At 69.6% G+C, this 19,665-nt stretch carries 14 protein-coding genes and 1 pseudogene; 9 read left to right on the top strand and 6 right to left on the bottom strand.

Annotation, left to right across the window (positions count from 1 at the left end; translation table 11 throughout):
* Nucleotides 1-74: 74 nt before the first annotated feature.
* Nucleotides 75-752 (bottom strand): winged helix-turn-helix transcriptional regulator, encoded by a 678-nt coding sequence (locus tag V6U81_RS01685; RefSeq protein WP_334483317.1) that lies wholly within the window; start codon nt 750-752, stop codon nt 75-77.
* Nucleotides 753-851: 99 nt separating this feature from the next.
* Here V6U81_RS01685 and V6U81_RS01680 point away from each other — a divergent pair, with 99 nt between their 5' ends.
* On the top strand, nt 852-1,688 hold the full coding sequence (locus V6U81_RS01680; protein ID WP_334483314.1) for a class I SAM-dependent methyltransferase: 837 nt from the start codon (nt 852-854) through the stop codon (nt 1,686-1,688).
* 71 nt (nt 1,689-1,759) lie between these two features.
* Complete coding sequence (locus V6U81_RS01675) at nt 1,760-2,446, top strand: VOC family protein (RefSeq protein WP_334483312.1); 687 nt, start codon at nt 1,760-1,762, stop codon at nt 2,444-2,446.
* Between the two features lie 190 nt (nt 2,447-2,636).
* On the opposite strand, the gene V6U81_RS01670 is transcribed toward V6U81_RS01675, so the two are convergent.
* Both V6U81_RS01670 and V6U81_RS01665 read right to left on the bottom strand, forming a co-directional pair.
* Nucleotides 2,637-3,056 (bottom strand): PIN domain nuclease, encoded by a 420-nt coding sequence (locus tag V6U81_RS01670; protein ID WP_334483309.1) that lies wholly within the window; start codon nt 3,054-3,056, stop codon nt 2,637-2,639.
* Nucleotides 3,053-3,262, bottom strand: coding sequence for a type II toxin-antitoxin system VapB family antitoxin (locus V6U81_RS01665; RefSeq protein WP_334483306.1), 210 nt, complete (start codon nt 3,260-3,262; stop codon nt 3,053-3,055). Before V6U81_RS01665 ends, V6U81_RS01670 begins: the two co-directional genes overlap by 4 nt.
* Nucleotides 3,263-3,300: 38 nt before the next feature.
* Here V6U81_RS01665 and V6U81_RS01660 point away from each other — a divergent pair.
* Nucleotides 3,301-3,693, top strand: a pseudogene (locus V6U81_RS01660) (BREX system ATP-binding domain-containing protein); the annotation flags it as partial.
* A 111-nt stretch (nt 3,694-3,804) separates the two neighbouring features.
* On the opposite strand, the gene V6U81_RS01655 reads toward V6U81_RS01660, so the two are convergent.
* A complete protein-coding gene (locus V6U81_RS01655) occupies nt 3,805-4,380 on the bottom strand; it encodes a hypothetical protein (protein WP_334483781.1) in 576 nt (191 codons plus the stop codon).
* Between the two features lie 805 nt (nt 4,381-5,185).
* Here V6U81_RS01655 and V6U81_RS01650 point away from each other — a divergent pair.
* The 3 genes from V6U81_RS01650 to V6U81_RS01640 all read left to right on the top strand — a co-directional run bounded on the left by V6U81_RS01650 (nt 5,186) and on the right by V6U81_RS01640 (nt 11,542).
* On the top strand, nt 5,186-5,887 hold the full coding sequence (locus tag V6U81_RS01650; RefSeq protein ID WP_334483305.1) for an SHOCT domain-containing protein: 702 nt from the start codon (nt 5,186-5,188) through the stop codon (nt 5,885-5,887).
* 83 nt (nt 5,888-5,970) lie between these two features.
* Nucleotides 5,971-10,401 (top strand): BREX system serine/threonine kinase PglW, encoded by a 4,431-nt coding sequence (pglW, locus tag V6U81_RS01645; RefSeq protein WP_334483304.1) that lies wholly within the window; start codon nt 5,971-5,973, stop codon nt 10,399-10,401.
* Nucleotides 10,402-10,561: 160 nt separating this feature from the next.
* Complete coding sequence (locus V6U81_RS01640) at nt 10,562-11,542, top strand: hypothetical protein (protein WP_334483302.1); 981 nt, start codon at nt 10,562-10,564, stop codon at nt 11,540-11,542.
* A gap of 53 nt (nt 11,543-11,595) precedes the next feature.
* Here the strand turns inward: V6U81_RS01640 and V6U81_RS01635 are convergent, their stop codons facing one another.
* Nucleotides 11,596-11,739: a hypothetical protein gene (locus V6U81_RS01635; protein WP_334483299.1), complete on the bottom strand. Its 144-nt coding sequence runs from the start codon at nt 11,737-11,739 to the stop codon at nt 11,596-11,598.
* A gap of 282 nt (nt 11,740-12,021) precedes the next feature.
* Nucleotides 12,022-12,300, bottom strand: a complete 279-nt coding sequence (locus tag V6U81_RS01630) for a DivIVA domain-containing protein (protein WP_334483296.1) — start codon at nt 12,298-12,300, stop codon at nt 12,022-12,024.
* Between the two features lie 318 nt (nt 12,301-12,618).
* Between V6U81_RS01630 and V6U81_RS01625 the strand changes: the two genes are divergently transcribed.
* The 3 genes from V6U81_RS01625 to V6U81_RS01615 all read left to right on the top strand — a co-directional run bounded on the left by V6U81_RS01625 (nt 12,619) and on the right by V6U81_RS01615 (nt 19,641).
* Nucleotides 12,619-12,858 (top strand): winged helix-turn-helix domain-containing protein, encoded by a 240-nt coding sequence (locus tag V6U81_RS01625; protein WP_334483293.1) that lies wholly within the window; start codon nt 12,619-12,621, stop codon nt 12,856-12,858.
* A 72-nt stretch (nt 12,859-12,930) separates the two neighbouring features.
* The gene (gene pglX, locus V6U81_RS01620; protein WP_334483290.1) at nt 12,931-16,515 is read left to right on the top strand and encodes a BREX-2 system adenine-specific DNA-methyltransferase PglX; all 3,585 of its coding nucleotides are present in this window, start codon (nt 12,931-12,933) and stop codon (nt 16,513-16,515) included.
* 252 nt (nt 16,516-16,767) lie between these two features.
* A complete protein-coding gene (locus V6U81_RS01615) occupies nt 16,768-19,641 on the top strand; it encodes a hypothetical protein (RefSeq protein WP_334483288.1) in 2,874 nt (957 codons plus the stop codon).
* Nucleotides 19,642-19,665 lie beyond the last annotated feature (24 nt).

The following is a 19,665-nucleotide window of genomic DNA, read 5'->3' as shown; positions in this document are numbered from 1 at the left end:
GGCACGATCGTAGGAACACCCACCCGGGCCGGCTTGAAGATTCGCGACAGGCGCCCACCCGACCCGGCGCCCGTTCAGGCCGGTCGGGGCACCGACGCGAACGGGGAGAGGGTGAACCAGGCCGGTACCGCCCGGCGCAGCGCCGCCGGCCCGTCCAACGCCACCCCGCCGCCACGCAGCGCGTCCGACCAGGTCGCCTCGCCGCGCCAGACGTCGGTCAGCGCGCGCAGGCTGGCCTGGACGCTGACCGCGAGCGGGTGACCCGGATCCGCGTCGCAGACGTCCGCCTCGGTCCGGGTGAGCACCATCCACCAGTCCCGCTGCCGGGCCCGCACGTCGGTGAAGTGGAAGTGGACCACCGTGCGCCCGACCGGCACCGCCGTGTGGTCGACGTGCCGGTGCATGTCCCACAGCAGCAGCTTCGGGTCGAGGTCCGCGTCGCCGATCTCGCCGACCCAGCGGACCCCCCACCCGCCGAGCGCCTCGACGATCGGTCGCAGCTCCCGCCCGGCGGCGGTCAGCACGTAGCGCACCTCCGCGCCGTCGGTCTCCCGGCGCACGATGCCGGCGACGGCCAGCTCGTGCAGCCGCCGGGACAGCAGCGCGGGGGAGAGCCGCGGCAACCCGCGACGCAGCTCGTTGAAGCGTTCGCTGCCGCTGACCAGCTCGCGGACGATCAGCATCGTCCACCGTCCGTCCAGCAGCTCCATCGCCTTCGAGACGGGGCAGAACTGGTGATACGACGACCCCATGACCGAAGGCTAGGTCCCAGTACAGAACATGTACTAGTCGCGTCGGGTTCCCGTCCCTAGCGTCTCTGCCATGAGCAGGACGAACGGGAGGCGAGCGAGATGACGACATCCACCGACCCGGCGGCGGACGAGGCCCTCAAGGCCCGGCACCGCGCGATGTGGGCGCTGGGGAACTATCCGGCGGTGGCGACCGGGGTGATCGCCGAGCTGGGGCCGATCCTGGTCGAGGCGTGCGGGGTCCGCCCCGGTGACCGGGTGCTGGACGTCGCCGCGGGATCGGGGAACGCGGCGATACCGGCGGCGCTGGCCGGAGCCCGGGTGACGGCGAGCGACCTGACCCCGGAACTGCTCGAGGTGGGCCGGCGGCTGGCCGCCGAGCAGGGCGCGGAGCTGGCGTGGCAGCAGGCCGACGCCGAGGCGCTGCCGTTCGCCGACGGCGAGTTCGACACCGTGCTCTCCTGCGTCGGGGTCATGTTCGCCCCGCACCACCGGGCCGCCGCGGACGAACTGGTCCGGGTCTGCCGCCCGGGCGGCACCGTGGGCCTGCTCAGCTGGACCCCGCAGGGGTTCATCGGCCAGATGCTCGGCACGCTGCGGCCGTACGTGGCGCCGCCGCCGCCCGGCGCGCAGCCTCCGCCGTTGTGGGGCGATGAGCAGCACGTCCGTGCCCTGCTCGGGGACCGGGTCACCGACGTGGTCGCCCGCCGGCAGGTGCTGCGGGTCGAGGCGTTCGCCACCCCCGAGGAGTTCCGAGACTTCTTCAAGAGCAACTACGGGCCCACCGTGGCCGCGTACCGGGGCATCGCCGACGACCCGGACCGGACCAAGGCGCTCGACCATGACCTCGCCGAACTCGCCCGCCGTAACGACCTCGGCAGCGGCGCGACGGTCCTGGAATGGGAGTACCTGCTGCTCACCGCCCGCCGCGCCGGGTGACATGCGGGGCGAACCGAAAATCCTGATCTGCGACACGTGAGTTGCAGGTGTGCTGTGGATAGAGTGGCGCGGTGCAGAGTGGAGTGCAGGCGCAGGTGCCGGTGCTGTACGTCGCGGACGCCGACGCCGCCCGAGCTTTCTACCAGCTGTTCGGCTACACCGAGACCCGCACCGGCGGCGACGGGGAGTCCCGCTGGTCGTACCTGCGCTGCGGGGAGCTGACCCTGCTGCTGGCCGCGGTGACCCCGCGCCTGGTCACCGTCGAGCTGCCGCTGCTGATCTACCTGTACGTCGAGGACCTGGAGCCGACGATCGCGCGGCTCACCGCCGCCGGGTACGCCGTCGAGCGCGTCGGCTACCCCGAGCACGCCCCCGGCGGTGAGTGCCGCGTCCTCGACCCGGACGGCAACGGGGTGCTCTTCGGGCAGCGCCGGGTCGTACCGGAACAGGCCCGGGTCGCGCAGCCCGGCGGCGAGGCGCGGTTCTCGCTGATCCGGGAGGCCGCCGAGGCGGTCAGCCGCCGTGGCGGCGCGCCGGCCCGCTGCCAGATCGGCGGCCCGCGCGGCGAACCCTGCCCCGAGCCGGCCGAGGTGAAGCTCGCCGACTCGTGGGGCGACACCGTGTGGGGCTGCATGGCGCACGCCGACGAGACGCTGCTGACCGCGCGGGGCGCGTTCCTGGCCAGCGAGGACGGGACGGGGCTAGGGCCGTTCCTGCAGGCCCGGCAGGCGCACCCGGAACCTTCCCACCAGGGCTGACGGCTGGTCCGAAGCGGGTGAGCGCAGGGCGGAGGCCTCGCCGGCGCCGACGGGGCGCCGATGGCACTCGGACCGCACCCGGAGCTGGGCCAGTTGCTCGCCGGGGCCAGCTTCGGCTGCGCCACGAACCCCGGCACATGGACGCGGTGCTACCGGGCCCATGGCCATCTTCTGGAGTTGGCGGCTCCGATCAGTCAACCGTGCCGGGAGGCACCACCCAGGCCGTCGGCTGCCCGGTGATTGCCGTGATCATGTCGAAGTCACCGTCGTAGTGCAGCACGGTGGCGCCGTGACGTTCGGCGGTGGCGGCGATCAGCAGGTCGGCCATCGACAGGGCGCGGTGGTTGCCCTTGTGGAGCGCCTGGACCTGGACGTCGATCGCCCGGTCCCAGATCTCGTCCGGCATGGCCAACCACACGAAGCCGCCGAGCAGCCAACGCGCGCGCTGCGCATCCTTCGTGGTGCGGGCGCTGTGAATCACTTCGATTTCCACCGCTCCACACACCGCCAGCAGCCCTCTTTCGGACAACTCATCGAGCAGGGTGGCGACTGTGGGCTTGGGCCAGCGGGCGAGGGCCGACTTGTCGAGGAGGAAGAGTTCCCGGCTCACGCCGCGTCCGGATTTGCCGCGCCCGTTCCGCCGGTCAGGTCGGGAAGGCCACCGGTCTTGAGCCAGTTGGCGAACTCGCGCCGCTTCTCCCGGTTGACGACGGCCTCGAGAGCCGCGTTGACCGTCGCCTTCTTCGTCGTCGTACCGAGAATCTTCGACGCTTCCGCGAGCAGGTCGTCGTCAACGTCCAGGATCGTTCGGGACATGGTCGGGTGCCTCTCTGCCGGCAGCTGGTCCGCCCTAGATGATATCAACGATCCCCGCAGTTGATATCAAGCCTCCTCCTAAGGGCCGGGCCTGCTCGGCTGGTTCGAGTGCCGGCGGTCACCTCATTGCGGACAACGACCTGCCCACCCCAGTCGCTAAGGTGACCGCATGGGGGAACGACGGTGACGGATGCGTCCTTCGGTGCCGGAACGGATGCCGCCGAGGAGTGGATGCGATCCTGGTCGGCCTCAATGTCGGAGCTCTTCTCGACCACTTCGACGCGCTGAGTTCCCTGCAGGGCCTGCTGGCGGTGCTCCGCGACAGTGGCCGCCCGGGTCTGCTGCTGGTGCTCGACGAGGTGGAGACGCTGCAGCGGGTGCGCTCAGACGCTCGGGACAAGGCGCGCGGGACGGTGATGACGGCGACGTCAACGTGCCGGGGTGGCTCTGCCCGACCCGGTTCTGCTGGCCCGGCCGCCACGGATTGTCGCTGCGCGTCCGTCAGCCCCGGCCGGATCGGGCCGGCCGGGGCTGACGCCGGCTCAGAAGGGGGGAGCGCAGGCGACGATCACCTGCGTGTCCGCGTCCACCTTGGGATCGAAAATCGCTCGCGCGCCGTCGATACTGTCGAACGCGACCATGTCCGGGCGGTTGTTGGCGCCGAGGTACGTCGGCCGGAGCATGACCGTGCACCGCACCATCTGGGTGTCGAAGATGAGGTTGTAGTCCCCGGGCCCGTTCCGGGTGACGCTTAGCCCGACGCTGCCGTTCAGCACCATACGATCGCGGGTGCTGTCGTACCGGAACGCTCCCGTGTAGATCCGCCCGTTCACGCCCGGGTCACCCTTCGGGCCCTGCGGCCCAGTGGGCCCGGTCGCGCCCGCCGGCCCGGTCGGCCCGGTCGCGCCGACCGGCCCGGTCGCGCCCTGGGGTCCGACGGCTCCGGTGTCACCCTTCGGGCCAGCGGGTCCGGTCGGTCCGGGCTCGCCCTGCGGCCCCGTCGGTCCCTGCGGTCCGGCCGGCCCCTGTGGTCCGGTGGCGTTGAAGGTGATTCGCCGCTCACCGTCCCTGCAGCTCCCGGTCTCGTCGACGACCTGAAGCCGCCCCTGCTTGTCCACGCAGGCCGTGTACGTGGTCGTGGTGGCGGCGTCGTCGGCGTACGCCACGCTGCCGCCGACCACGAGCGTCGCGGTCAGGCCCAGCCCGGACCACAGCAGCCGTGACCTTGCTCTATTCACCATGTTCCTCCTTGGTCATGCCGAAGAGGTACATGTTGCTGCCGGATGGCGGCGGGATGCATCGACTGACACGACATTGACAGCATGACAGGACATTCCGACGGCCCGACCCGAAGGAACGGTGCCGAGCGGACGCCGTTAGGCCATGCGCGGTTCGCTATGGCGGCGGCCTGGGTGGGCGATCGGCCACCCGCCGCCGAGGGCGTTCAGCCCAACGAGGGGGCGGTTAGTCACCCGAGCAGCCATTGTCCAGGTACGACGGCGTGGCAAAAACTTGCTGCGCGGGGAGTGATCGGTGGTGGATCTCTCGGGCCGTAGCCCGGCCGCGAGCAGCGCGACGACGCCCCGTACGAATGCCCGACCAGATGCGCCCGTTTAGGCGAGCCCAGGACCTCGGCGACGTCGTGCATGTCCGTCCCCTACCGAAGACCTCGGCGTGGAGTCGGGTCACGAGGTGAGTATCTGACGTGGGGACGGTCGCGACAACGTCGGTTCACGGACAGCCGGTTGGCGGAGTTGCTACCAGCAAGGCGACGGTAGGCTCCCATCGGTTCTGACCAGCTACAGAGTTAGGCAAGGCATCATGGCGCTGCGGTTCAACACACCACCGGGCTGGCCGCCGGCACCGGAAGGCTGGCTTCCCCCGGCTGGATGGCAGCCGGATCCATCGTGGCCGGCGCCCCCCGTGGGGTGGCAGCTCTTTATCGACGCCGCCGCCTTACCCGGGTCGGCGAACCTGCCGGCCGTGCGAACCCTGGCAGAGGTCACCGCACAGGAGACGCGTCCGCAAACTCTCGAGCTGCAGCCTGTGATCCCGAGGTCCGTCTCACCGTCGGGCGCGGCACCGGTGCCACCGCAGCCGCAGGCGCCGATCCTGGAGCCAGGAGTGCTGTGGGCGGCCACCGGCCAGCCCCTCATCGGTATCGGAGCTGGGCGGTACAAGCTGACCTCGACGATGCTCCACTTCGAGAGGGGTGTCCTCTCCACGAACGCGCAGCAGGTGCCGATCGGGGACGTGCTGGACGTGGATCTCCGACAGTCGATCACCCAGAAAGCTCGGGGCGTCGGCAACGTCATGGTCAAGGTGCAGCGTTCGAACGGCATCGAGCTGGTGGTCCTGGAGGACATCCCGGACCCACGTAAGGCGGTGTCGATTATCAACGAGACGGCTCACGCGGCCAGGCTGGCCCTGCAGGAGCGGATGAACACCCGCCACTACTCCGGTCTGCCCGCTATGGCCCCGCCGCCGCCGGCAGCCCCCACCGCCGCGCCGGCGCCGGTCGACCCGATCGCGCAACTCCGACAGCTCGGCGAGCTACGCGACGCGGGAATCCTCACGGAGGAGGAGTTCGCTGCGAAGAAGGCGGAGATCCTGGCCCGGCTCTGAACGCTGGATCCGTACCGCGACGCGGATCTTGACCATCCGACGCGGTCCCGTCGGCCGGAGCAGCGCGCCCTAGGATGTCCTGCATGCAGGAGGGCCGGTGGACGACGATCACGCCAGCGCAGTTCGCGCACGAGCGGGAGGCGCTGGCGCACGTCCAGGCGCTGCTGCCCGACACCGAGCCCTACCGGGCCTGGTCGAACTTCACCTTCACCGCACAGACCGGCCACCCCTACGAGATCGACCTGCTGGTCGCCGCCCCGGGTGGGCTCTACCTGATCGAGATCAAGAGCCTGAACGGCCGACTGATCTCCAGCGGTTCCAACTGGATCCTGCAGGGACCGGCGGGGGGCGGCACCCGTACCTTTGACAACCCGCTGCACCTGGCGGACATGAAGGCCAAGAAGCTCAAGTCCCTGCTCCAGGTCGCCGCGACTCAGCGCAAGGGCCCGCCGGTCAAGATCCCGTTCGTGCAGGCGGCGGTGTTCCTGTCCAAGCCCGGCCTGCACATCGGCCTCTCCGACCACCACCTGCACAGCATCTATGGCCCGGAGCCGGCGGCCGGTCACCAGCCGGGCCCGCTGCCGACGATCACGTCTCTGCTGCAGCGTCCGCCGCAGGACGAGCGGCAGCGGGTCACCAAGGAGATGTCCGCGGCGCTGCCGGACCTCCTCAAGGCGGTCGGCATCGCCCGCAGCCGCAAGCACTACCAGATCGGGTCGTGGGAGCTGGATACCCGCCCGTTCGACGTCGGCCCCACCTGGCAGGACCACCAGGCCCGGCACCGCGAGCTGGAGCGGGAGCGCCGCCGGGTCCGGATCTACCTGGTCGAGCGCAACGCGGTACAGGCCGAGCGGGCCAGCATCGAACGCGCCGCCAAGCGCGAGATGCAGGTGCTGCACGGCATCAACCACCCCGGCATCGTCCAGGTCGACTCGATGGAGTCGCACGAGGCCGGGCCGGCCCTGATCTTCCGGTACGACCCGCGCTCGATCCGCCTCGACCACTACATGGCCCAGTACGGCGACCGCCTCGACGCGCTGAGCCGGCTGGCGATGATCCGCCAACTCGCCGAGACGGTGGCGTACGCGCACCGCCGGCGGCTGCACCACCGTGCGTTGTCGGCGCGCAGCGTGCTGGTCAGCCCGGGACGCCGGCGGCGGGGTGGCAGCGAGGACGAGGCGTGGCTGATCCCTCAGCTCCAGCTCAGCGACTGGCAGGCGGCGACCCGCGGTGTCGACGGGAGCGGCGGGGGCAGCAGCGGCGACCCGGTCACCCTCTCCACGCACGCGGCCTCGCACATCGAGCGCTCGGCCGAGGCGTACCTCGCGCCGGAGCTGACCACGCCGAAGCCGGACGCCGTCGCGATGGACGTCTTCGGCCTCGGCGCGTTGAGCTACCTGATCCTGACCGGCCAGCCGCCGGCCGCGAAGCGGGCCGAGCTGCTGACCCGGCTGGCCCGGGACAACGGGCTGCACGCCTCCGCGATCGCCGACGGGATCACCGAGTTCGCCGACGCGCTGATCCAGGAGGCCACCGCGCCCATCCCGGCGCAGCGCCTCACCACGGTCGCCGAGTTCGTCGAGATGCTTCAGGACGTCGAGGAGGAGCTGACCGCCCCGCCGCCGGCATCGGTGCACCCGGAGGAGCCGGAGCCCGAGCAGGTCGACCCGCTCGAGGCGCGCGGCGGCGACCGGGTCGCCGAGTGGAAGATCGTCCGCAGCCTCGGCACCGGCTCGACCTGCCGGGCGTTCCTCGGCTTCAACGAGCGCACCCGCCGGGAGGAGGTGCTCAAGGTCGGGCTCTCCGACGAGAAGGGCGCCCGGCTCGCGCACGAGGCGAGGGTGCTCGGCCCGCTCACCGACTCGCGGGTGATCCGGCTGGCCCGGCCGGAGCCGCTGCAGATCGGCACCCGCACGGTCGTCGTGCTGGAGCACGCCGGTGACCGCACCCTGGCCCGCAAGCTGCGCGACGACGGCCGGCTGACCGTCGACGAGCTGGAAACCTACAGCGACTACCTCTTCGGCGCCCTGGACTACCTCGAGGGCGAGGGCGTCTACCACCGGGACATCAAGCCGGACAACATCGCCATCCGGGTGCGCCCCAACCGCACCCGCCAGCTGGTGCTCTTCGACTTCTCCCTGGCCGGCGTCTCGGTCAAGGAGATCAGCGCCGGCACCCCCCGCTACCTCGACCCGTTCCTCGGCACTGCCAATCGGCTGGTCTACGACAAGCACGCCGAGTGGTACGCCCTCGGGGTCACCCTGCACGAGATGGCCTCCGGCGAGCTGCCCGTCTGGGGCGACGGCGGCACCGAGCCGCAGCTGACCGACGGCCCGCCGGTGCTCGCCGTCGAGGCGTTCGACCCGGCGATCCGCGACGACCTGGCGGACTTCCTGCAGCGCGCCCTGCACCGCGACCACCGCCAGCGGTTCGCCTCGCTCAAGGACATGCGCGACGCCTGGCAGCAGGTGTTCCGCCGCTCCGACGCGAGCACCCCGGTCGGCACCGACCACCCGGAGATCGAGGCCGACGAGCCGGACGAGCAGGCCGCCGAGGCCGCCCGCGACGAGGCCGCGACCAAGGCGACCCGGGCCACCGCGCTGGAGGCCGCCGGGCTCACCCCGCGCGCGGTCTCCGCCGCTCACCGCCTCGACGCCACCACCGTCGGCGAGCTGCTCACCGTCGCCAACAAGCTCGCCCACCTGCCCGGCCTGGGCGCCAAGACCCGCCAGGAGCTGCAGCGTCGGGTGAAGGAGTGGCGCGGCCGGCTGGGGGAGCGGGAGACCATTCCCACCACGCCCGCCGCCCGCAAGGCCGCGACGGAGGAGGTGGCCTCCGAGGCCGCCGCCGGGGACGGCGACGCCGATCTGGTACGCGTCGGTCTGGACGCGATCGCCACGCTGCTCGTCCCGGCCAGCCGCAACCCCAACGACGTCGAGGCCACCCGGCTGGCGCTGCACCTGCCCGACGCTGCCGGCGCCCTGCCGGACCTGCCGCTGTGGCCGCAGCACCCGCAGGTGGCCAAGCCGCTCGGTGTCACGCCCGCCCGGATCGCGCAGATCCTCGGCAAGCAGCGCAAACGCTGGCACGACATCCCGGTGGTCGGCAGCGTGCGTACCCAGATCATCGAGCTGTTGCGCGACGGCGGCCGGGTGATGGGCGTCGCCGAGCTGGCCGCGGCGCTGCTCGGCAGCCGCGGCTCGGTGCGTACCGGGGACGCGCTGCGGCTCGCGGTGGCGGTCGCCGCGGTGCGGGCCGCCGTGGAGGTCGACGCGCTCGCCGACGAGCCGCGCCTGCTGCTGCGCCGGCACGCCCGCGCCGACATCAACGGCAAGCCGCACCCGCGCGGTGACCGGCTGCTGGTGGCCCTCGAAGCCGGCGAGGACGACGGCCCGGACACCCCGGCCGCGCCGGCGCTGCTCGACTACGCCGACGCGCTCGGCAAGGCCGCCGACAAGCTCGCCGCCAGCGAGGTGCTGCCCAGCCCGGCGACGGTGCTGCGTACCCTCGCGGCGGTGACCGCGCCCGGCGGGGCGGCCGACGCGATCGACGAGCGGCGGCGGGTGCTGCTCGCCGCGGTGGCCTCGGAGCGGGCCGCCGCGACCGCGCGGCTGGAGCTCTACCCACGCGACCTCGATCCGGTACGGGCGCTACGGCTGGCCCAGGCCGGCGTGGTGCCCCCGGCGACCTCGCCCGACGCCGGTCGGGGGCTGACGCCGGAGCAGGTGACCCAACGGGTGCGGACGCGCTTCCCGGAGCTGGATCCGCTGCCCCCCCACCCGAAGCTGGACCGGCTGCTCGCCGAGGCCGGCTTCGAGCTGCGCTGGGACCGCGACAAGTACGTCCCGCCGCCGCCCCGCAACGCCTCGTCCTCCATGTCGATCATGCAGCGGCGTCCGTCGCTGACCGTGGCGCCGAGCCGGTGGACGGCCGAGTCGCCGGAGCTGGCGGCGGCGATGCGGGCCGAGGAGCGGCTGACCGGCGCGCGGTCCGCCGGCGGGTTCCGGGCGCTGACGGTACGACTGTCGCGGTACGGCCTGGCGCGCGAGGAGCTGGCCCGGCGCTTCGACGCCCGGCCGGTCAACGTGGCCGCCCGCTTCCTCGACCACCTGCACGCCCTGGTCGACGCGCACCCCAAGCCGACCTGGGAGACGGTGGTCGGGGCGGACATCGCGCCGTCCGGCTCCCGGGGGGCGATCAAGCTGGGCGAGTACGTCGAGCGGGCGTGGGAGTTGGCCGCGCCGGAGCTGCGCGCCGAGCTGTCGGCCGAGGCGGGGCCAGTGCTGCTGCACGACGCGGCGGTGCTGGCGCGGTACCGGGCGATGGACCGGCTCTACGAGCTGGCCGACGCGGCGCGCGGTGGGGCGGGGGGCGTGTGGATGCTCTGCCCGATGGAGGATCCGGCGCTGCTGCCGAAGCTGGACGGTGCGGTGGTGCGGGTGGGCGACAACGAGTGGATCGCCCTACCCGACGCCTGGGTGGTCAACGCCCACCGCAGCGCTGTTTCGGCCTGACCCTATTATTCAAGCGGTCTCCTGGGCCGTGTGGATGAGCCTGCCTTCGATCCGTCACTGGCTGATCAGTCTATTGGCTCCGACCGTTGTGTCTGGTGTGCTCAACCCTCTGGGAGCGGGCACGCGGTGCAGGCCGGCAGGCGGATTAGGGGGAACCCGGATGACAGTTCGGCGAGAGGACACATTCACGGCGCGCTGTCACACGGCGCTGTTTCCCAAGGGGCTGATCTCCCCGACTGCAGTGCTTGAGTTCACGACTGACGACCTTGCCCATGCTCTCTTCACCACAGGCCGGGCGCCCGGTGATCAGGTTTCCCACGGTTTGGCCTCCGTGTGGGAGTTCATCCATCGGGTCTCCCTTATCCCCGGATACGTCCGGCGCTCTGACGGTGGTGGGCTTGTGAAGTCGGCACTCGCCTGGGAGCTGGACCGCTCGGAAAAGGTGTCGCTGTCGTACGCTCTCGGGCAGGCGATGACGGGCATCTTCTGCCGGAAGAAGCTCGGGGTGACGTTTCTACTCCATGTCGACAGATATGCCAGTAGGTACAGCGTGACGTTTGGCGCGACGAGAAAGAGGGCCGATCTCATCGGCAGGTGCACGCGAGGATGGGTGGTCGCCGAGGCCAAGGGAAGGTCGAACGGCATGGAGCCCGCCCTGCCAAGCACCCTCATAGCCCAGAAGCGCTCGATCAAGTCCATCGGGGGCGAGCGCCCCTGGCTTGCCCTGGGGTGTGTCGCCTCCTTCCCGCCGTACGCGTACGAGTTGTCGATCAACGCAGTCGACCCGGATGACGAGGAGATCGACGCGGTCCAACTGGGTATCGAGCTGGACCGGTACACGCTGGCCTACTATGAACCGTTCCTGGCGGCGGTATCGGTAGGCGTAGCCGACGAGGATCAGGACCAGGATTACATCACGTCAAGGCTGGACCTGCTCAACCTGCGTGTCGGCCTGCGTCGTGACGTAGCCGAGCGGGTGCAACGAGCTCGGCAAGGAGAGTTCCAAGGCCTCTTCCAGTCAGTCACCGAGTTGCTGCAGGGGGACGAGCTTGAGCACGGCGCTGTGCCCTCATTCCCCGATGGCACCCTGATGGAGACCAACTGGACGGACTCCATCGCCCTTAACGATTGGCGGTTCTAGCGAGCCCGTCTGCCGGTCGGGCAAGTGCTCCGCCAGTTGCTTCAAGAACTCGATCAGCCGAGTTGGCCAGCGCTGGTGGCGCGCAGCGTCTCGTTGGTCGGCACATTGCCGCCGGTCGCGTCGATAGCATCAGCGAGCATCAGCCCGAGCACGCAGCCTCGCGTGATCGCGAGCTGGTCTGCCGTCACCTTGGTCACCCGGCGGATCATAGGGGCGTGCACCAATGGGGTGTCGCGAGCCTGAGGCCGAGACAGTGCTTTCCGGGGCGGGGCGAAGACCGGCGAGTTGGACGTAGATCTCGCGTTTGGCGGTCGCCTGGCCGCGCCGGTTGATGACGTAGCCGGTCAGCCAGACCCAGCCTGCGTAGGTCGGGCGGTCGCAGACCGAGACGACGCGGAAGGTCAGGGCGCGGTCGCCGGCGAACTGCACCGAGGCCCGGCCGTCGATCCGGAGCAGGTCGCCGGGTTCCGGTCGCACGGCTACCAGGGGCCTTCGTTGGGTGGCCGGCACTCGCGGGCGTGCATTGTCTGCCAGTCGCGCAGCGCCCGCTTGAGCCGGTCGTTCTCCTGGCTGAGCATCCGTACCTCCTGGTGGAGGTCGTTCAACTCGTTGGCCAGCTCGGCCTGGAACTCGCGTACCTGATCGGGGTCGACGCCGCGCCGACGCGGGTCGAACGTGCGGGTCCGCACCTCGTGCGGCGTCAACCGGGCCGGGCGACCGGTCCCGTAGAGATGGCCACCTCGATACACCTGGGCCACGGCGGTCCTTCCTGAGCAGGCGGGAGCGGGGGAGGTCCTTTCGGTGGGTCTGGAAGGGCGGGCCGTCCGCATGCCGGCCGCGGGCGGCCCGCCCGCTCCGCCGCCGCAGCTCAGTTCAGCGGTACGACAGCGGAGCAGTCCGGTGGGTCGGGACGGGCACGCGCACCCGCCCCGACCAGGGGGATCACCTCTGCTCCTTGTTGCCACGCAAGGGGAGAGGCAGGAGCCAACTTAGCTGTCCCAGTCGTCTTAGTCGAACGTAGAGTTGTTGGCGGGTGTCCTTGCGTGATCGAATTGGCGTGCCACGCAGGGGGAGTCATGCCGATTACCGCCGACTACATCCGTATTGCCGACGAGATCGTCGCCGACATCAAGGCGAAGAGGCTCAAGCCGGGGGACAAGCTGCCCTCGATCGCTCAGCTCGCCGCGACGCACAAGGTCAGTCCGTCGACGGTCAAGCAGGTCTACGTGCGGCTGGAAGCGCTGCGCGTGATCTGGCGGCACCAGGGCAAGGGCATCTTCGTCAACGACCCGAAGCTCTGGATGCGGGAGCCGTAGGTAGCGGGCCGACGGCCACAACGGGCCTTACGGGTAGCTCCGTCCTGTCGGCGGGACGACTAGAGTCGTCGCGTGATCGACCGGAAGCTGCTCTTGAGTGACCTGCAGAAGCAGGTCGAGAACCTGGAAAGAGACCTGCGGGAGCAGGCCGAATCGGTCGAGGAGGTGCGCCTCCGCCTGCGTGGCGAGTACGACCACGCCTTCAAGGTTGGGCGTACCGCCGCCACTTGGGCGGCGTGGCGAGACGAGCGGGTCACCCAGGTCGCCGTCGCATGGGTGCTTGGCACCGCGTTCGTGCGTTTCTGCGAGGACAACGGGCTGCTGGCCGAGCCCTACCTTGCCGGGCCAGGGGACCGGCTGGTGTTGGCCGAGGAGGCCGAGGCGCAGTTCTTCCGCGACCGGCCAGACGAGACGCTGCGCGGCTGGCTGCTCGAAGGGTTCGATGCGATCGCCAGCACCCAAGCTGGCAAGTCGTTGTTCGACCGGCGACACAACCCGATCTTCCAGATCCCGCTGTCGCATGACGCGGCCAAAGAGTTGATCGGCTTCTGGCGCAGACGCGGCGAGAGCGGCAACCTGATCCACAGCTTCCGAGACGAGTATTGGGACACCCGCTTCCTCGGCGACCTCTACCAGGACCTATCTGAGGCGGCCCGGAAGACCTACGCACTGTTGCAGACGCCGGAGTTCGTCGAGGAGTTCATCCTCGACCTGACGCTAACCCCGGCGATCGATGAGTTCGGCCACGACGTGGTCAAGATGATCGACCCGACCTGCGGATCGGGCCACTTCGTGCTTGGCGCCTTCCACCGGCTGCTCAAGCAGTGGGAGCTGCATGCCCCTAACCGCGATTCCCATGAGCGCGTACGACTCGCGCTCGACGCGGTGCACGGTGTCGACATCAACCCCTTCGCGGTAGCCATCGCCCGCTTCCGCCTCCTCGTCGCCGCCCTCCGCGCATGCGGCATGAAGACCCTCGCCGACGCGGCCAGATACTCGCTCCCCCTCCACCTTGCCGTCGGCGACTCGCTCATCAAACGCCGGCAGGGAACGCTTTTCGGTGATGACCAGATGACCGAATTCGCCTACGCAACCGAAGATCTCAAGGAGCACCCCGGGATCCTCAGCGTCGGTGAGTACCACGTTGTGGTAGGGAACCCGCCCTACATCACGGTCAAAGACAGGGGCCTCAACGAGGCGTACCGGGACATGTACAGCGCATGTTATCGCGAGTACGCCTTGTCCGTTCCCTTCGCGCAGCGATTCTTTCAGCTAGCCAAGACGGGCAACATCGACGGCATGGGTGCCGGATTTGTTGGGCAGATCACAGCAAATTCTTTCATGAAGCGTGAATTTGGCAAGAGGTTGATCGAGAAGCTCTTCGCCGTCGATGTCAACGTGACCCATGTTATCGATTCCTCCGGTGCATATATTCCCGGCCATGGCACACCCACGGTTATGGTAGTCGGTCGCAATACAAACGTTAAGCGTGCTCCAACCATTCGTACAGTAATGGGTATTCGTGGTGAGGCGAGCACACCTGCCGACCCGCGTCGAGGGCTGGTGTGGCAGGCGATCACCAATCAAATAGGGCGGCCCGGCTCGGAGAGTCAGTGGGTCGGGGTCGCCGATGTGCCGCGGCAACGACTCGCCGTCCACCCCTGGAGTCTTGCTGGTGGCGGCGCGGGCGAGCTCAAGAGTGCAATCGAGTCGCAAAGCAACAGGACATTAGGGCGAGCGGCCAAGGAGGTTGGGTTTGGCGCTATCACTCGGGAGGACAGCGCCTACATGGTTGGTGATGGGTTCCTGCGTCGTCGCCGTGTGCCCGAAGATTATCGGCGCCCAATCGTTGAGGGGGATGTTCTCCGCGACTGGCTGATTAAGGAGCCCATCAACTCAATCTGGCCCTACGATGGGCAAAATTATTCGGCGACCTTGGATCATTCGGTAGAGCAGATACTTTGGCCACTTCGCCGTGTTCTCGTTGACCGTGTTGCCTACGGAAGCGATCAGCTTGCGCGCGGCTTGCATTGGTTTGAGTATTCGATGTTCTTCGCCAAGCGTTATCGAGCCCCTATGTCGGTTGCCTTTGCCTCCGTGGTCACCCACGGCCAGTTTGTGTTTGATCGCGGGGGGAAGATATTCAAGCAGTCGGCGCCTGTTATTAAGCTGGCGGAGGGAGCCTCAGAGGACGAGTACCTGCAGCTATTGGGGACCCTCAATAGCTCAGTCGCATGTTTTTGGTTGAAGCAGGTCAGTCAGCCAAAGGGGGGCACTGCCAACTCCAGCGGTGGCGGAAATCGATGGAGCCCTGAGCCATGGTATGAACGTTACGATTTCTCCGGCACAAAGTTGGAGGAGTTTCCGTTGCCGCCGGCGTACCCCCTGGATCTGAGCCGGGAGGTCGACGGCCTGGCGCAGCGGCTCGCCACGGTGACCCCGGCGGCGATCTCTGCCTCTGGGGTTCCTACCCGCCAGCGGCTCGTTGCAGCTCGGGACGAGTGGCATTCGGTCCGGGCGCGGATGATCGCGTTGCAGGAGGAGTTGGACTGGCAGGTCTACTCGCTCTATGGGCTGCTGGACGAGGAGTTGACCGCCCCGGCCGACTCGGTACCGGAGTTGAAGCTGGGGGAGCGGGCGTTCGAGATCGTGCTCGCCCGCAAGGTGGCGGCGGGTGAGGCGGAGACGCAGTGGTTCGCCCGGCACGGGTCGACGCCGATCACTGAGCTGCCAGCGCACTGGTCGGATGAGTACCGGGCGGCGGTGGAGCGGCGGATCGCGGTCATCGAGGGCAACCGGAACATCGGGCTGATCGAACGGCCGGAGTGCAAGCGGCGCTGGGCCAGCGAGGGCTGGGACGCGATGCAGGCGAAGGCGCTGCGCGACTGGCTGCTCGACCGGTGCGAGGCGCGTGAGCTGTGGTACCAGCATGTCGACGGGTTGGAGCAGCCGCGCCCGCTGACCACCGCCCAGCTCGCCGACGAGCTGCGCCGCGACGACGACGTGCTCACCGTCGCCAACCTCTACGCGCCCGGTCAGGATCTCGGCAAGGTGATCGCCGACCTGGTCGCCGACGAGCACGTTCCGCACCTGTCCGCGTTGCGTTACAAGGACTCCGGGCTGGCCAAGCGGGCCGACTGGGAGCAGGTGTGGGACCTGCAACGGCAGGAGGACGCGCTGCCCGACGAGGCGGCGAAGCGGGAGTTCCGCAAGGGCATCCCGGTGCCGCCGAAGTACACCTCAGCGGACTTCCTCAAGACCAGCTACTGGCGGCACCGGGGCAAGCTCGACGTACCCAAGGAGCGGTTCGTGTCGTACCCGGGTGCCAGCCGCGACGGTGACCCGTCGCTGCTGGTCGGCTGGGCCGGCTGGGACCACCGCGAGCAGGCCCAGGCCCTCGCGACGCTGATCGTCGCCCGCGAGCAGGAGGACGGTTGGGCCGCCGACCGTCTGCTCCCGCTGGTCGCGGGCCTGCGCGAGATCCTGCCCTGGGTACGCCAATGGCACGGCGAGTTCGACCCCGAGTGGGGTGCCTCGCCGGCGGACATCTACGCCGGCTTCCTCGCCGAGACCACCAACCGCCTCCACCTCACCGACGACGCGCTCACCTCGTGGCGACCGGCCAAGGCCACCCGCGGCCGCAAGGCCCGCCAGTGAGTGGGGAGCACGGCGTGCCGGCCGGCTGATCGACCGGCACGGTCCTGGACAGGGGAGCCGCGCCGAAGGCGGGGCGGCTCCCCGAGTGGCGCAGCTTACGACTGACAGGTTGGTGCTACGGGAGGCAGGATGGCGTCGCGGGATTCCTCCAGTTACCGCATCGTGCGGACGTTTCCGCCCCAGAGAGGGCTACAGCGGTTCACCCTCGATCGACCGATCATGCTGCTCTGCTGCCAATGCCAGCACACGAGCATGTCCAACTCGGTGGTGACCGTCGCCGGCAACTGGTCCCAGTTGCTGTGCAGCCGCTGCTACAGCCGGCCGGGCGGCGTCCGCGTCCCGCCGGCGCCAAGGGAACGACCTGCGGCGGCGTCGCCCCCGGCGAAGAAGAAGCCGAAACCGGCGACGAAGATGCCGACGCCCGCGAAGAAGAAGTCGACACCGTCGAAGAAAAAGTCGGCGCCCGCCGCGCCGACGCCACCCGAATCACCGCAGTCCGTCGTCAGACCACTGCCTCCGGAAGTGATGCGGCTCGCCATGCTGCACCGCGCGGAGGCCGAAGGCGTGACGCTGTCGCCGGCCCAGATGGACCTGCTCCGAAGGGGAAGCGGTGAACCGGCGGGAATCGCCGCGGCCCGCTACGCAGAACTGCTCGTCGACACGGAGGCGCGGCTCGCTCGGCTGGCCGGTGACACTGATGCGGCAGAGCGCCTGATCCGCGCCCGGGACGTTCTCAGCGGCACCTGCCAGGCAGCGGCCCTGGCTTTCAAGGACACGTACCAGCGGGAACTGATGGCGGCGGAAGCTCCTGCGCTCGCCCCTGAGCCGCTGGAGACGCGAGTCATGCGGGAGGTCGCTGCCGACCTGTTCAACGACGCGTGGGCAGGTGTGCTGACGCGACGAGAGCTGCCTGCACACGTGTGGGAATGGCCGACTCGGGATCTCTGGGCGTGGTTGAACGCGCACGAGAAAGCAAGCGGGGAGCTCCTGCCCGAAGCCGTGCCCGGTCTACGTCAGCTGGATGCGCCCGCGTTCGTCCGCCGTGCCCTTGACGACCTCAATGGCCGGCAGGTCGAGGCGGGGCTGGCCCACGTCGCGGTGGCGGAGCAGTGGGTGGCCTACGCCGTCGACATCGTGTCATCCCTACAGGAGGCCCGAGACTCTGCGGAGACCCAGCTCCGACGTGCCGCTCCCTTCGCGCCGGTCAATCTGGTGGCCCGGCTGCGCCAAACCGGAGAGACGTACGCGCGAGGCAGCGCCCGCTGCCTCGAGGCGAGGCTGATCGTCGGAGGATTTCACCTCCGGATCGCGCGGATGTGTCAGGAGGGCTCCGTACAGCGGCTCCGCGCCGAGTGCCTCGCCGAGGCGGTGACCGCCCTGGAAAGGAACGACCCCGTGCTCGGCGCCCTGGTGGCAGCGGCTTGCCAAGAGCACCTGGCTGACTGCGCCGATGCCGGCGTCCGCCACCCGTTCGTCGCTTGCGTTTCGGCGGTTGCAGAGGTGGTGCGGGAGCGCAGGAAGCACGCGTCGCCGCAGCCGCAACCAGCGCTGGCCCCAGCGCCCCAGGAACATGAGCCGCCGTCAGCACCCGCCAAGGACGAGCCCCGCCCGGCGAAGACCCCGGTCGAGCAGCCACCCGATGGGCACATCATCTGCCCGACAGTTCTCAAGCAGTCGCCCGGCAGGACGAAGCTGATGGTCGTGGCCGTCGAGACCTCCTCCCGGCAGGGCAGCTGGTTCGGCTACGGCTGGGTGGACCAGAGCGGACAGAAGGGCCAAGGGACCGGTCAGGCAGTCAACGAGCTGGACGAGGCGGTGCAGGCGTTGTGCCGGATCGCCCTGCGTCTCAGCGAGAAAGCGCCCAGCCTTCATCTCGTCAGCCGGCACCAGCGGGCGGTCAACGTCGTGCAGCTCGCGCTCCGCGCCGGTCAGGTGTTCGCTCCCCTGGACGCGCCCCTGTCGGAAGACACCCGAAAGCAGCTCGAGCGGCTCACCCATCGGCGTCGGTACGTCTCCGTCTCCGCCGAGGCGTGCGTCCGGCGCCACGCGGGTTCCGCGCAGGCAGAGGCGCTGGCTCGGCACACCACGGAGTCCGAGTACGCCCCGGATGGGCAGCACGTGGCGCGCGGCGTTGCCGACCCGTCGTCGGCCGTCCCTGTCGACGACCGGCTCAGCAAGCTCGAGGAGGAGAACGGCACCGCGCGCTGGCTGGACACGCCGGAGAAGGGGTCGATGTCGTGGCGGGTCGCCTTGCACCGAGCGCACCTCGACGGGCATTGGTGTCCGCTGCCCGACAGCCCTCTGTCGGACGACTCACCCGGACGGCAGCTCCGCCTACACCTCAACCACGAGGCACACGGCCAGTCGACCTTCTCACCCGTGCAGCGTGTGGCACTACGACGGCGCGACGGCCGATGGGAGCTTGCCCACCTCCACTGGCCGGCGGACATGCGCCCGGGAACCCTGGTCACCGTCACCATGCATCCCGACCGGGATGTCGCCACCGCCCAGACGACACCACTGTCCCCGCCGGAGCGTGTGGACGGTGTCTACTTCGCCCACCGCTACGACGTGCGTGTGGCGACCCGCGAGAACGGCCCGGGATCCGACCAGTACGGCCGCGTGCCCGACCTCACCGACATGAGCTGGGTCCTGCACACGCTGCGGAAGCTCGGCTACCTCACGGAAGACGGCGAGGCGATCCTCGCCGAGGACGCCCTGGTGCAGAACTGTCTGCGGCTGGGACTGCCGCCCCAGCGGACGAAGGGCATCCACAAGGCGGTCGAGCGGCTCATCGCCGATCACGCGGTATACCGGGTGAAGGGCAGCGTCGACCCGGACGGGCGGCCCTGGTATCCGCCGCGGCCGGGAAGCAGACGATTTCCCCTGCTGCGCTATGTCCCCCGGGTAGAAGCGGTGACGGCGCCGCGCAACACATCCGGCGAGTGGCATCAGCACAAGAAGGGGCACGAGGTGACCGGATTCCTCCGGCGTCTGCCCGCCGGCGCGCAGGCGTCACCCGAACAGGAAGAGGCCTACCTCGAAACGGTTCGCGACGCCAGGATCGTCGATCGGGGACTTCCCAAGGGACGCACCTACGTGAAGCCGCACTACCGCAAGCGATGACAGTCGAAGACCGAACCACGAACG

It is taken from the genome of Micromonospora lacuserhaii, from assembly GCF_036902735.1.
GTDB lineage: Bacteria > Actinomycetota > Actinomycetes > Mycobacteriales > Micromonosporaceae > Micromonospora.
This window is presented reverse-complemented; position numbering and strand designations above follow the sequence as displayed.